Origin of the sequence: Prosthecobacter sp., assembly GCF_044222565.1 — a bacterium.
In the GTDB taxonomy this organism is placed as follows: domain Bacteria; phylum Verrucomicrobiota; class Verrucomicrobiia; order Verrucomicrobiales; family Verrucomicrobiaceae; genus Prosthecobacter.
In genome coordinates this window covers 25,126-37,934 of record NZ_JBGANA010000014.1, presented here as the reverse complement: position 1 = coordinate 37,934, position 12,809 = coordinate 25,126, and the positions used below count along the sequence as shown (strand labels likewise).

The 12,809-nt window shown below is 60.7% G+C and carries 12 protein-coding genes; 5 read left to right on the top strand and 7 right to left on the bottom strand.

The features are described 5' to 3' along the window. Nucleotides 1-99: 99 nt before the first annotated feature. From ACILSR_RS20085 to ACILSR_RS20075, 3 genes are all read left to right on the top strand, one after another. Nucleotides 100-288: a hypothetical protein gene (locus ACILSR_RS20085; protein WP_395751581.1), complete on the top strand. Its 189-nt coding sequence runs from the start codon at nucleotides 100-102 to the stop codon at nucleotides 286-288. A gap of 101 nt (nucleotides 289-389) precedes the next feature. After that, nucleotides 390-869: a hypothetical protein gene (locus ACILSR_RS20080; protein WP_395751580.1), complete on the top strand. Its 480-nt coding sequence runs from the start codon at nucleotides 390-392 to the stop codon at nucleotides 867-869. 3 nt (nucleotides 870-872) lie between these two features. Next, nucleotides 873-1,541 carry an esterase/lipase family protein gene (locus tag ACILSR_RS20075; protein ID WP_395751579.1) on the top strand — a complete coding sequence of 223 codons (669 nt, stop codon included), beginning with the start codon at nucleotides 873-875 and terminating at the stop codon, nucleotides 1,539-1,541. Between the two features lie 18 nt (nucleotides 1,542-1,559). Here ACILSR_RS20075 and ACILSR_RS20070 read toward each other — a convergent pair whose 3' ends face one another. Genes ACILSR_RS20070 through ACILSR_RS20055 form a run of 4 tightly spaced genes read right to left on the bottom strand, consistent with a single transcriptional unit; the run spans nucleotide 1,560 to nucleotide 6,361 of the window. Next, nucleotides 1,560-1,973, bottom strand: a complete 414-nt coding sequence (locus tag ACILSR_RS20070; protein ID WP_395751578.1) for a hypothetical protein — start codon at nucleotides 1,971-1,973, stop codon at nucleotides 1,560-1,562. Nucleotides 1,974-2,008: 35 nt separating this feature from the next. Further along, nucleotides 2,009-3,763, bottom strand: a complete 1,755-nt coding sequence (locus ACILSR_RS20065) for a putative manganese-dependent inorganic diphosphatase (RefSeq protein ID WP_395751577.1) — start codon at nucleotides 3,761-3,763, stop codon at nucleotides 2,009-2,011. 27 nt (nucleotides 3,764-3,790) lie between these two features. Further along, nucleotides 3,791-4,393 (bottom strand): 3-isopropylmalate dehydratase small subunit, encoded by a 603-nt coding sequence (gene leuD / locus ACILSR_RS20060; protein ID WP_395751576.1) that lies wholly within the window; start codon nucleotides 4,391-4,393, stop codon nucleotides 3,791-3,793. Nucleotides 4,394-4,444: 51 nt separating this feature from the next. Continuing rightward, nucleotides 4,445-6,361, bottom strand: coding sequence for an O-antigen ligase family protein (locus ACILSR_RS20055; RefSeq protein ID WP_395751575.1), 1,917 nt, complete (start codon nucleotides 6,359-6,361; stop codon nucleotides 4,445-4,447). Between the two features lie 163 nt (nucleotides 6,362-6,524). Here ACILSR_RS20055 and ACILSR_RS20050 point away from each other — a divergent pair, with 163 nt between their 5' ends. After that, entirely contained in the window at nucleotides 6,525-7,226 is a 702-nt protein-coding gene (locus tag ACILSR_RS20050; protein WP_395751574.1) for a hypothetical protein, read from the top strand. 7 nt (nucleotides 7,227-7,233) lie between these two features. On the opposite strand, the gene murC is transcribed toward ACILSR_RS20050, so the two are convergent. Both murC and ACILSR_RS20040 read right to left on the bottom strand, forming a co-directional pair. Then, nucleotides 7,234-9,540 (bottom strand): UDP-N-acetylmuramate--L-alanine ligase, encoded by a 2,307-nt coding sequence (gene murC / locus ACILSR_RS20045; RefSeq protein WP_395751573.1) that lies wholly within the window; start codon nucleotides 9,538-9,540, stop codon nucleotides 7,234-7,236. Nucleotides 9,541-9,926: 386 nt separating this feature from the next. Then, entirely contained in the window at nucleotides 9,927-10,196 is a 270-nt protein-coding gene (locus ACILSR_RS20040; RefSeq protein WP_395751572.1) for a type II toxin-antitoxin system ParD family antitoxin, read from the bottom strand. A 162-nt stretch (nucleotides 10,197-10,358) separates the two neighbouring features. Here ACILSR_RS20040 and ACILSR_RS20035 point away from each other — a divergent pair, with 162 nt between their 5' ends. Next, nucleotides 10,359-11,090 (top strand): CorA family divalent cation transporter, encoded by a 732-nt coding sequence (locus ACILSR_RS20035; protein ID WP_395751571.1) that lies wholly within the window; start codon nucleotides 10,359-10,361, stop codon nucleotides 11,088-11,090. Here ACILSR_RS20035 and ACILSR_RS20030 read toward each other — a convergent pair. Further along, nucleotides 11,087-12,784, bottom strand: a complete 1,698-nt coding sequence (locus ACILSR_RS20030) for a right-handed parallel beta-helix repeat-containing protein (protein ID WP_395751570.1) — start codon at nucleotides 12,782-12,784, stop codon at nucleotides 11,087-11,089. The genes ACILSR_RS20035 and ACILSR_RS20030 overlap by 4 nt on opposite strands. Nucleotides 12,785-12,809 lie beyond the last annotated feature (25 nt).

The window sequence follows — 12,809 nt, the reverse complement described above, 5'->3', positions numbered from 1 at the left end:
GTTGCCCAGTTGCGCCGCAACTGGTTCGGGAAAGCGGTGCCGTCGCTGCTTGTCTGTCAGATTGACTCGCAGTGTGCGGTGTCGTATCTTTCTGCCAAAGTGAGTTCCGAAAAAAAACAGCTTCAGACAGCCGGCAAGGCAACGAAGGCCATTCGCTTGAAGCCTTCCACCACCGACTACGCGACCTTTGCGGCCACGACGGACAAAGTGCTGGGAGTGATCGCTTCAAACGGGCCCAGAACGAAGCCGAACAAGCGCATGCTCTGGCTCGCGAATTCGAAATCCTGAGGAAAGCGGACCAAACATTCGACGAATTTAAGGCATCAGCTCCAGAGCTGCGCCGTGGCACTGAACACCTGATCGAATTCGATGACGAAGTGGGACGCGTGGTGAAGATCACCGTCCCTCCCAAGTTCGGTCTCATCCCCGCCATCGGTTCCTCTCCGCGGGCCAATCTTCGTGATGATCCGACGCTGCCCGCTTTCAAAGAGCAGATTGAATTCATCCATGCCACACCGCTGGAATATCAGGAGCGGTGGATCGCTGCGAACGACGTTTTCGAAGATGACGTGAGGCTGACTTCGGTGGTGGAATGGTCGGATGGCCGCATCTCTTTCTCGATCAGCCAGCCCCAGTACCATGGTGAACCGGCCACGCATCGTGAGATTGAGGGCTTCTTCAACGCCGCCGGTTGGAAACGTATCTTGGACGACTCCGGCCATCTGCTTTTTTACAACTACGTCTTCGAGGTGCTCGCCATTGATGCACTGCCGCGCAATTGCTACATCAAGGACGGCAGTCTGCTGCCGTTTGATGTGATCCTCTGCCGTCCGGATGACAGGCTGCAGGATTTTCTGAAACCCTATTGAAACATGGACGCATCATCTCTTCCATCCACTTCCACCGTCGTCCTCATTCACGGACTCGGCCGGTCACGGCGCAGCATGTGGATGGTGGGACTGTGGCTGAAATATTGCGGCTATCGGGTGAAGAGCATCGGCTATCCGTCCCACCGCAGTTCGATTGCGGATGCGGTGCAGAAGCACATCAATCCCGCGCTGGAGAAGCTGGAGATTGAGGAAGGAACGCAGGTGCATTTCGTCACGCACTCGCTCGGTGGTATCGTGTTTCGCGCCTGGGCGGCGCAGCGGGACCCGAAGTTTCCGCTAGGACGTGCCGTCCTGCTGGCACCCCCAAATCAGGGCAGCCAGATCATCGATGAACTGCGTCAGTGGGGCTGGGTTCGCTGGCTTCTGGGGCCTGTCTCCGCAGAGCTGGGCACCGATGCGAACAGCACGCCCAACACCCTCGGACCGCTCCCGCCGGACACTGGAGTCATCATGGGAAACAAAGACACGCTGCCCATATTCCGCCGTTTCCTCGGCGACGATTCGGATGGTGTCGTCACCATCGCCAGCTCCCATGGAGAGGGAGAGGCAGACTTCGTGCTTCTGCCGACGAATCACGCCACCATCATTTTGCAGCCTGCGGTGTTTCGCGCAGTGACCCGGTTTTTGAGGACGGGGAGTTTTAGGGAGTGAGGGCGAGCAAGACTTTCGTCAGTCGAGGGCGTATTCCTCGACAGCCCCATGTCCAAGTGATGTTAAGAACTGGAGGATTCTTGTGCGATCATGTTCCGTGAAAGGCAAAGATCTTTTGAAGGTCACTCCCCAGCGATTGAATGTGCCTGATGTTGGAATGCCCTGATCAGAGGAAGGCATGCTGAATTGGAGGGTAGGTCCTTGAGCAATCTGTTTCCCACGGAGCTGCCTTAGCATGTCTTTACGTTGATCTGCACATATTTGCTGATCCTCCAAAAAATCCTCCAGGCGAGAGTATTCGCCGATTTCAAACCAATCTTCTCCAATGGTCAGCTCAGGAAACGTTTCCGTGAGCTTGGCTCCCAATCCGCTGTACGCAAAGCATACTAGGGAATCATAAATCGGGATGCCGACTCGAAGGATGAAATCCATGACTTGTTATTTAACGGAGCAACTCAGGTTCCAGCTCACGGCGCCGCCAGCTTCGTCACCACGTGGCTCATGTACGGAAACAGCTGCTTCTTGCGGCTCACCACTCCAGCCATGTCATAGACATGCTCCTTCGCCTGCGGGTAGTCGATGGCGTCGATGACACGCTGGTCTCCGGCCACCAGCAGCACGCTGTGGTGCCGCGTGATGTCCGTAACCATCAGGCAGGCGAAGTGGAGATTGTGCTTGGAGAGCAGGGCCTGCAGCGCGCCCTGGAGGTCAGCCTCGCGCTTCCAAAACTCATCAAGTCCGAGCTCCTCGATCTGGGAGATGCTGATGTGCCAGCCGTTTTCCTCGAAGACCTTGCGATCGCTTTCCAGCGCGCGGTCGGGGGTGTTTTCGCGCAGCATGGAGCCGGCGGCGAAGAAGTCTTTCACGAACTGCGCGCTGTCGATGCCGCCGATGCCGCTGAGCCACTCCAGGATTTCCTTGTCCGTGTTCGTCGTCGTCGGGCTGGTGAGGTGCAGTGTGTCGGAAATGATGCCAGCACAGAGGCAGATGGCCGTGGCCTTCTCCGGCGCGGCGCCACGCATGCGGTACATGATGCCCACAATCGTGCAGCTGCTGCCCACCGGCTCGTTGATGAAACGGATTGGCTCCTTGGTGCGCAGATTGCCGCTCAGGCGGTGATGGTCGATCACCTCGATGATCTCGGCCTCATCCGCACCGGCCACGGCCTGGGCGAATTCATTGTGATCCACCAGCACCAGTTTCATGCGCGGCAGGTCGATCAGGTCGGACTTCGAAAACACGCCGAGAAGCTTTTGCGTTTCTTCATCCACCACCGGAAACAGCGGCTGGCTGGAATGCTGGGCCGCCGGGACGATTTCACGGATGGGAGTGCGTGAGCCAAAGGAGAGAAACTCATGTGTGAGGGCCTCGCCGATGGGACGCGAGAAACGCAGCAGCTGCGAGGTGCTGGCAGTGTCGTAGGGCGAGTAGATGATGGCCACTCCCTGCTCCGCCGCACGCCTCAGAACGCTGGGGTCGGCTTTGAATTTGCCTGTGATGATCAGGCAGCGTGCGTTCATCTCGATGGCCAGTTCATGAATCTCAGGCCGGTCGCCCGTGACCATCACAAGAAGATTCGCCGGGAACTGCTGCGCACGTTTGCGCGTGGTCTCCAGACTGGAGGCGGCGACCACCAGCACAAAATCCTGAATCGTCTCCAGCTCAGGCGCGGCACCGCCCAGAATGCCATCGAGCGCGTTCACAATATTGAGCAGGCTGCTGCGTACCTCACGGTTGGCGGCATCCGTCTTGTCATTCGTCTGCGCTGGTAAAAACAGCTGCCCGAGCTCCTGGATGGCAGGCATGCCCAGCAGGCGGCCTTCATCATCGACGATCGGGATGCTGCGGAAGTTGTGGTCCATCATCATCCGGTACACCGAGAGGAAAGTCTGGTGCGGGCTGGCGGTGAAGACATCGCGACGGCAGATGGTGGAGGCGGTGGGCCTCACATCCAGCAGCAGCCGGGGGCCGGGCACGCCGGCGGTCTGCAGCACCCAGTTGGTGCGCACACTCAGCTCGCCACAGCAGGCTGCCTCCGCCTTCATCCCGCGGACATCGCGCAAAAACGCCGCGTAGCCGATGGCGGAGCAGATCGCATCCGTATCGGGATTGCGGTGCCCGATCACATGAATCGTGTCGGACGACACAGACTGCCGCAAGGCCGACGAAAAGCGGACGAGATGCGACGAATTATCCGTCGCGGCTGTTTCAGAAGCGGCCATGCGAGATGCAGCGGTGGAAGGGCGAACTCAGGCTGTGGCAAAACCCAGCGCAGTGATGCGGGCATGCACGGCGTCCTTGTTCTCAAGGAGTTCGGCGATGGGGTCCCACTTGCCAGTGGTCAGTGCTTCATGAGCCGTGCCGGGCAGGGTGATGCCAAACTCCTGGTCTTCAAAGAGCACTTTTCCAGCGGCCACGTCGATCGTGATTTCCAGCTTCGGATTGCGCTCGATCTCATTGGCCAGAACCTTGATGTCCGCCGCGCTGGCGCACACGCAGGGGATGCCCAGCGTGGTGCAGTTGCCAAAGAAGATTTCTGCGAAGCTCTCGGCGATCACGGCACGAATGCCGAAACGGTACAGCGCCTGGGGGGCGTGCTCACGGGAGCTGCCGCAGCCGAAATTGGTGCCGGAGAGGAGGATGTTTGCGCCTTTGAAGCGCGGATCGTCCAGCGGGTGGCCGGTGGGCTTGCCATCCTTGTCGTAACGCACGTCGTAGAAGGCGTATTCGCCGAGTCCGTCAAACGTGACGCATTTCATGAAGCGTGCCGGGATGATGCGGTCGGTGTCGATGTCCGAGCCGGGGACGTAAACGCCGGTGCCGGCGACTTGGGTGATTTTTGCGAGTGCCATGGGGGCCGCCATACTAGCGGAATTCGGCGCGAGGGCAAATAAATGCACGCCTCAACGTCCCTGCTGCTGGATCAGGGCCGCCCGGGCCTGCTCGGCCTCCAGGGCGGTCTGGCGCAGAAGTTCGCGGTAATTGTCCAGCCAGTTCACGGTGCCCTCGGGGTTCAGCGCCTTCGCCTGCCCGGCCCAGAGGTAGGCCTGTTCGGCCTCCGGATACTTTTTCAGGCGGTGGTAGTGCATGCCCAGGGCCATGCGCGGCTCCTCGTAGAGCGGGGCCAGGGTCAGCGCCCGCTGGATCGCCTGGAAAGCCGCGTCGTAGTTCCCGGAGGCATCCAGGGTGTCCGCCAGGGCGAGCTGGTAAAGGTAATTGTATGGGTTCAGCGTCGTGGCCCGGCTGAGCTCCCTCATGGAGGCGTCCACCGCCCGGAGGTAGGCGTCCTTGGTCATGCCTGGGTTGATCGAGTCCATCAGCGCCATCCCATGCTGGTAGGCCAGCACGGCGTTGCGCGGGTCCATTGCCGTCGCCTCTGCGAAATGCTCCAGCGCTGTTGCGGTGTGACCCCAGCCGTTTTGGACGCGCGCATAGGCCGCATGGCCGTCTGCCGTGCCAAAGACCGCCGCCGCACCCACCAGCGTGGCGGAGGCCACCAGCAGCGCCAGTTTCATGAGGAAGCGCAGTCCCCAGATACGGCGCGGTTTGTACACCTCGCTCTCGATGCCCGGATTGGCCAGCAGGCCGAGAGACACCGCCCCCAGCACCGCGGTGATGGGGATATGCCCGTGGAATTCAAACACCGCATGCACCAGCGTGGCCGCCAGCGCGGCCATGCTGCCGAGCGTGAGCGCCATCGCATTGCTCCCGAGCATGCCGGTCGCCGGGAATTTTTCCGCAGCAAACCAGCGCAGGAAGCGCAGGCCATTCAGCAGGTGAGCCAGGATCACCACCACCACCAGCGCCAGCCCCGCCCACCCATAGTCTGCCAGCGTCTGCAGGTATTCATTGTGGGCAAAGAGCGAATCCCCCGTGTGCGCGGCGGAGGCCGGATCGCGGTGGGTGATGCCGCCCTCATAAAACATGCGCGATCCCACGCCAATCCATGGCGAATCCGCATGCTGCGCCAGTGCGGCACGCCAGATGTGCACTCGCATGTCTTCGCCCAGCGGCGTGGCCAGCTGCCGGGTCAGCATCGAGTCCTCATTCACCTTGTAGAGCGCGAAAGCAGCCGCACCGCCGACTAAAAGGAGGGCAATGACCAGCCATTTGAACAGCGACCGTTTTGTCCGCCACACGATCCACAAAGCCAGCAGCACAAACACCCCGCCACCCAGGGCCAGTCCCAGCATCGCCGCCCGGCTCATCGTCAGCACCACTCCGGCGAGCATGGAAAGAATGGCAAAACCCAGCAGCAGCCGCGAGGCGATGTGAATGCGCGCGAAAAGCATCACCCCTGCCGAGAGAAAGGCCGCAAAGGAGAGGAATGCCGCGAGGTGATTTGGATTATTGAAGAAGCCGCCGATGCGTCCCGCAGGGAAGGAGCGCGAAAACCCCGGCACCAGATGAAAGTCCCAGCGTCCTTTGAAGTGCACCCACCCTGCCGTCAGGTTGCCGGCCACCAGCACCAGCAGCACGCAGACGATGCCCAGCCGCCATTTCGACTGGCTCAGGGCCGTGACAGTCAGCAGGTAGGTCACAAAGCAGGCCAGCAGCACCGCCGCGTCCTCACGTGCATACACCTCCACCGGAGACATCCATGCGCGCCAGCCAACATAACCCGCCATGGCCAGCATTGTGAGCAGGCACCAGTCGCTCGGTTGAAAGCTCACCCGCAGCTTCCACCGCAGCACCGCCACCACCCCCGCCAGGCCGATAAGCATGCACCCCGGCCAGAAGAACAGCAGCCGCGTCTCCGTGCCGAGCAATCCGGTCACGAACAGGCCGAGGAGAAAGAGAATGAGAACGAGTTTCTGCATGCCAAAAGAACCGTCCTGAGACGGAACAAGCTGAAAATGAACACCGATTCCCCGAAGTTGGACACTGAAAAAGTGCGCCGAGTTGTCAGACGTTTGTCACAGCGGCAGCGCATCTGCGGCAGATGGCGCTTGCGCGTCTTGCCGGTCGAGGTTCCCGTCTCCCATGACCCGGGCTGCCAGCATGCTCATTGAATCGACAGACGTTCTCCAGGATGCCGAAACCGTTTTTGAGCGTGTGTTTCGCACTGACTTCACCCAGCCGGGCTTTGCCGTGCTCGTTTTGCCTGCTGCCATGGGGTCCCACGATTTGAGACACAGCATGAAGCTCCTGAAAGAGCGCCTTTCAGCGCTGCATGCGGAGCGGTGGAGCGAGCCGCTGGAGTATCTTTCGCTTGGCCGTTTTGATCAGCAGGCCACCACGCGCCTGCATCTTGATGGTGCTCCAGAACGGTCCTTTTTGATGCTGGGCTATGAACCTACGCCGGTGTGCAGTGATTTTCACATCGCGGACTATTCCCGCTGCGCGCATGATCTGGGGATCACCCCGGCTGATTTTTTGCAGAAGCATAATCCCATGTTCAGCGCCGGTGCGGAGATGCTGAGGGACTATCTCATCACCATTTCAGACTGGCAGGAGAGCAGGCCTCGCATTGTCGTCATCAACAACGGCATGGCGGAGCCCGGCACGTCCGGAGCCACTCATGGCGTGCTGCACGGCGCCACGATCCTCTCGCCTGACTCCCAGGCCTCCAGAGTCATCAACTCCACCATGATCGCGCCTGCCTGCTTTGCCACGTGCGACCCCGCCATGCACGTGCAGCAGTTCGTCTCCACCGATGAGATCTCCGGCCAGATTCTCAGCTAGGTCAGTCTCACAGCGGCAGCGGCTGGTCCTCGCCAATGACTTTCACTTCCATCTCCAGGGTCACGCCCCGCTCGTGCATGGCGGTCTCCTTGATCTGGCTCACGAGGTCGAGCACTTCGCGGGCGGTGGCACCTCCTTGATTGACGATGAAGTTGGCGTGCACATCGCTGACGATGGCTTTGCCCACACTGCGGCCTTTAAGGGCCAGGTCGTCGATGAGTTTGCCTGCGCCGCAGAGTTCGGGGTTCTTGAAGGTGCAGCCGGCGCTGGCGCCCACCGGCTGGCTGGTGCGGCGCTTTTGGTGTGAGGCGGCGAGCTTTGTGTCGATCTCGGCCTGAGGGGCAGGGGTGCCTTTCAGCACGGCGGAAACGACGTAGCGCTCTTCAAATTCCGGCACGCTGCGGTAGTGGTGCGTGATCTCAGCGAGCGGCTTCTCCTTGATGGAGCCATCAGTGTCTATGAAACGCACGCTGACGATCTGGTCAAAAGTCTCGCTGCCCATCGCTCCGGCGTTCATGCGGATGGCGCCGCCTAGATTGCCGGGGATGCCTTCCATCCATTCAAACCCGCCAATGCCCGCATTGCGCGCTGCACTGGCGATTTTCTTGAGCCTCGCTCCGGCGCCGGCGGTGATGTGATCTCCATTCACCGTCACGTTTTCAAAGTCGCCCTTGGTGTGAATGACCGCGCCGCGGATGCCGCCGTCTTTGACCAGCAGATTGGAGCCACGACCAATGACACGGATGGGTATAGAGGCCGAGCGCAAATAACGCACCACTTCGGCAAAGGCCGCTTCGTTGCGCGGCTCGATCCAATACTGCGCGGGTCCGCCGATGAGCCAGGTCGTGTGGCGGTTCATCGGTTCATACAAGCGCGCCACGCCGCCGCCATTGGCGTCTAGGATGGCGCAGAGTTTTTCCAGCACCGGCAGATCCCGCGCGATGCAGCGGCCGACTTCATGCACATTTCCCGCGCCAAGCGTGATGAGCAGATCGCCGGGCCGCAGCGCATTGCCCACTTTGTCTCGCGCTATGGGCATCGTCGGCGTGCTGCCGGTTTTGGTGTGGTCGTTTTGCAGCCGCACTTCTTCGAGAATGGTCTCACCGCTCACACCAGGCAGCGGCTTCTCGCTCGCGGGATACACATCGGTAATAAACAGCTCGTCCACATCGCCAAAGCTTGCGCCAAATTCCTTCTTCAAAAGCTGCGTGCGGCTGTAGCGGTGCGGCTGGAACAGGCAGACGATGCGCTTCGCATTCAGGCCCTTGGCCGTGGCCAGTGTCGCGGCGATTTCGCTCGGGTGGTGGCCGTAGTCATCCACCACCGTAAACCTCTCGCCACTATGGCGGATTTCAAAGCGGCGCTTGGCCCCACGGAACGTGCGCAGAGCGTGCTGGATGGCCTCAAAGGTGACCCCGCATCGGGTCGCCAGCGCGATGGCTGCGAGCGCATTGGAAACATTGTGCTTCCCGGGAATGCCGAGCGTGGCCGTACCGAGAAGCTGGTCCTTCTCATACACTTCAAATTCGGAATGATCCGGCTTCATCGAGAGGATGTTCGCCGAGAAATCGTGCGCACGGCTCCAGCCGTAGCTCACACCCTTCGGCCCGGCGCAGACTTCGCTGGCCACGGGGTCTTCAGCGCAATACACCCAATGCGTGCGCGTCTGGCTGAGCACCTGGCGGAACACGGCCTTGATGGCCTCGATGCCGTCATAGAAATCGAGATGCTCAGGCTCGATGTTCAGCACAATGGCGTGCTCCGGGGTGAAATTGACCAGCGTGCCGTCGCTTTCATCGCCCTCGGCCACAAAGAGTTCACCCTCGGCATCCCAGTGCGCGTTGGACCCAAGGATTGGAATCTCCGCACCGACATAGTGGCTCGGCTTCAGCCCGCCCTGCCGCAGCACATGCGCGGTGAGCGCGGAGGTGGTCGTCTTCCCATGCGTGCCGCAGACCACGACACCCTGCTTGTTCGCCATCACTGCGGCCAGCGCCTCCGCGCGGCGGATCAGCGGGATGCCCTGCTTGTAGGCCGCTTCATAGGCCACGTTGCCGGGCTTGATGGCGCTGGAGTAGATGACCATGTCGCAGTCCTCCACCTCCTTGTCCGTGTGGCCGTGGAAAAACTGCAGCCCCAGCTTTTGCAGACGCTCCGTCTCCAGCGTGGTCGCCTTGTCCGAGCCGCTGACCTTGTGCCCCAGCCCCAGAAGCAGCAGCGCCAGCCCGCTCATCCCCGAACCCGCAACCCCAATGAGGTCGATGCGCATGGGGTGACGGCTTTCTTTGAGGAGGCTGAGTACGGCGTGGGTCATGATGGATGAGCGCGGAAGCTAGGCCGTGATTCGCCCGCGGGCAAGGGATGCGGTTAATCCAACTGGAAGGATTCGGCAGAACAATATATCCTCATTCGCGGTCCGCGTCCTCCCGCAGGCGGGCCGGAATGTCCATTTTTTCGTGCAGCACGCTGAAGACACCCAGCCGCTATTTGGAAAGTTCGCGGAAAAAAATGTAGTGGTGGCGATGGCGGAAGAAAAAGACGCCTTTTCAGGGACTCGTCCAAAACGGGCCTCCAGCGATGGCGCTGACCTGCTACGGCCTCAATTTCAGCGACCAATTCGCTTACATAGGCGTTCGCCTGTATTTTCCTTCGGTGTAGTCCCAGATGTCTAGGATGCGCTCTTGTGCGACCGGGTAGATCTTAGCGGGCATTGGCCTTTTTACGTTTCTTTGCTGCGGCTATCAATTGCCCGGCATCCAAATCTACAAATTCCGATTCTTCGGCTTTGGCGCCTGCGCTCAATTCACTTCTGAGCCGTGCCCATTTGCGCTGTTCCTCCTGCTCGTAGTCACGACGAACGAGATCGCGTATGTACTCGCTGGTGGAGCTGTAAAGGCCTGATTTGAAAACACGCTGCTGGATGAAGCTTTGAAACTCCCCGTCAAATCGAACGTTGACGCCTGCTGCCATGATGATTGCTCAATGTTCGAAGTCCTCAAAATTGTCAAATTTGTGGGACGGAAGAATAGGCGGCCACCCTCCCCAATCACTGACAATCGCCCTCACATTTTCCAATCGCCCACCTCACACGCCTCTGCTCTCATGGCCGCGGGATTAAAAACATTCCCAATCATGAAACCAGACATTCAAATCATTCCGAAACTGTGGGCCACCATTCCTGAGGCGATTCGCAACCGGGTGGGGCGGGAGGCAGGAACGCAGCGTGCGATCTTTGAAGAGGGGCATCTGCTCATCATCCTCCACCAGCTTCCAGGGCCGCACGATGTGGAGCGCAGGCCGGCGCTGTTTTGGCGGCAGCCGGACGGTTCTTGGAAATCCAGCCCGGAAAACGGCGGCAGCCTGGCGCTGCAAAACCACCTGGCAGCCTACGCGACGCGGCTGGATGAACTCGACAAACAGGAGCACGCTGCACAGACCGCCGCCGAATACCACAAGGTGCTGGAGGCCATCGCCCCCGTGCTGCGCAGTTCACGCAGCATGCACCGCGCCATGCAGCAGGCTCGCGAGTTTGTGAAAGCGGACCGCGATGTGATCAATCTGCGCGACCAGGCCGCCGCTGTGGAGCGCACCGCCGAGCTGCTTCTGCAGGATGCGCAGTTTGGCCTGAACTTCACTGTGGCCAAGCAGGCCGAGGCGCAGGCGAAAAGCGCGCAGATCATGGCCAACACCTCGCACCGCCTGAATGTGATGGCCGCTCTCTTCCTGCCCCTCACCGCGCTCACCGGTTTGTTCAGCATGTATGTGAAGGCAGACGTGGCCGACACCCCGACGAACTTCTGGCTCATCGCGGTGGCGGGTGTGGCCGTCGGTCTGGTGATAAGCGCGTTTGTGGCCAGGCGCTAAGGCCTCACGCCATGGGCCGCGGCGTTGCTGCCGGGGCGGGTCAGCACGGCGCCTGTGCTGTCATCGACACTGACGATCCCAAGGGACTGTGGACTGAAGGTGCCTTCCTTGCCCACAGGGCAGAAGTAATTTCCGTGGAAGCCGTAACCCGGCGGGAAGGTGCCGCTCTCAGTCCCGCCGTAGCCACGGGACACAATGATGTTGTTCTTGAAAATCACGCCTTGCAGCGTTGAGGCCGCCTGGTTGACGGACGCCAGCCTTCCGGTTGGAAACCACAACAGGTTGTCACGGAAGGTGAGGCAGTCGGGTATGGCTGTCAGCTCTGGCCCGACGTAGATTTTGCAGCAGCCCGGACGCCAGCCCAGCTTGTCATTGCCCCAGAGCGCCGCGCCATCGCGGGTGAAGGAGACCGTGTTATGCTCGAAGACGATGCTGGCAGGCCAGGGCTCACGATCCAGCGGTTGGTACGAGAAAGGCTCGAAGCAGTCCACGATGAGGTTGTCATGCACGAGAAGACGCTGGGCGTGGTTTTCCGCTTCGATGGCATTGTCCACCAGGCGCTCAAAGCAGTTGCCGCTGATCTCGCAGTCCTCGCTCCAGCTCAGTGCCATGAAGCTCAGGCCGTCAAAGGTGTCGTGCACATGGTTGTTACGCAGTGTCCAGTGTCTGCCGGCGGCGGTGACAAGACCGATCTCCGCGGAGTACGCTCCGCCTTTGCGATGCCACCAGTAGAAGCGGGCCATCGCTTCCCGCTGGGCCTCAGGCAGCGCCGTGACTTCGCCGATGATCTCGGCCACGTCCGCATAGGTAGGGTGCTCGGTGAACTCACAGCGCTCCACGATGACATTCTCGGAGAGGTGGTTCGGCCTTTTTTCCGCATGGTCCCATCCGCGTACGCCCGTGCGGCATCCTAGAAAACGGCAGCCGCGCACGACGGCCCCACCATCGCGCACCCACACACCGCAGAAGCCGGGAGATTCAAAGGTGAAGCCTTCCAGCGCCACATGAGACAGGCCCGGAGTGACGAGCGCAACATTGGCCCGCGTGCGCGCGTCGATCTCATCGCCGCGAAAGCCGGGGCCACGTGCGGGAGAGGCTTTCATCGTCCGCGTGTTCGGATCGGTGCTGCCATATTTGCCCGAGGGGTGCAGCCGGAGATAGACCATGCCCTCGGACCAGGCCCAGCCATGCTTGGGGCCGGGACCGGTCCTCTTTTGTCCGGCGACATCCTGCACGATGCCAGCGCGCAGCTCCACCACCGAGGGGTAGCGGTAAAGGTTCAAGTCATCGCACAGCATCGTGGCAGGCTCTTCAGGCAGCGCCACACGCCACAGCCCTTCGGCGAGAGGCTCCCATTTGAGAGCACCCTCCCGCAAAGCCCGATGTGCCCCCGTGATGATGGTCTGCCGCGGCCCGTCCACCGCCTTGAAAAGAATCGGCGCGGCCTCCGTGCCAGCCCTCTCCAGCTTCACATGCTCAAAATAAACCCCGGCATGCACGAGCACCGTGTCACCAGGATTCACCAGCTTTGCCGCCTGCATGATGGTGCGGAAAGGACTGCCCTCACTGCCGTCATGCGCATCATTTCCATTGCTTGCATCCACATGCCACACAGCGGCCTGTGCGCTGGCGGAAAGCAGCAGGCCGGACAAAGAGCATGCTAGAGTTAGGATGAAGCGGGGGAGTTTCATCATGCGTTGAATATCACGTCAGGAACTT